The sequence below is a fragment of the Vibrio sp. 811 genome, assembly GCF_033339195.1.
Map to the genome: position 1 here is coordinate 1 of NZ_JAWOUB010000442.1, position 679 is coordinate 679.

At 44.9% G+C, this 679-nt stretch carries 1 pseudogene; it reads left to right on the top strand.

Annotated elements, in window-relative coordinates:
- Window positions 1-679, top strand: a pseudogene (locus R7Q46_RS27380) (TonB-dependent receptor); the annotation flags it as partial.

The following is a 679-nucleotide window of genomic DNA, read 5'->3' on the forward strand; positions in this document are numbered from 1 at the left end:
TTTATCATGATGGTCAGTTGAAAGCACTTAAAGGCTACGACACAGACGCTTCGTGTGATCCTTCAAAAGGTTTTGTAGGCTTAACAAACTACCCTGGCTTAGGTGATATCTGCGGCTACGACTACACATCGGAAGCTGCTCAAACAGCATCTCTAGAACGCAACACCGTTTTTATGAACGGTAACATTTTCTTATCTGATGACACCACGTTTAACGCTCAGGTTCTTTTAAACCGAAATGAAAGCTTTGGACGCTTCGCGCCGGCGGCTGGTTATTTCGAAGTCGATCCAACAACTACTGGTGGCGCAGCATTCTTTGCCGAAAATGGCTTAGATGCAACTAAAGGTCCTGCTGCTGTTTATTACCGATTCAACAATGTTGGTACACGTGACAATAGTGTTACCGATTTCCAAGCAGACTTAAAAGCCGGCTTAGATGGCACACTTTACACAGATTCATTTGGTGAAGTCATTTGGGAAACTGGTTACCACCTAAACTTCTCGAATAGTAACGAAACTGGTACTGGCTATGTGTTCCGCTCTCCAGCTGAACAACTGGCAAACTCAGGTCAGTTTGTAAATGGCGAGTTCAGTGCCGATGCGACTAGCCAACTGTCAGCAGGAACAGGGCGCGAAACTCAAATGGAAATGCACCAAGTTTATGGTGGACTTCAATTTGA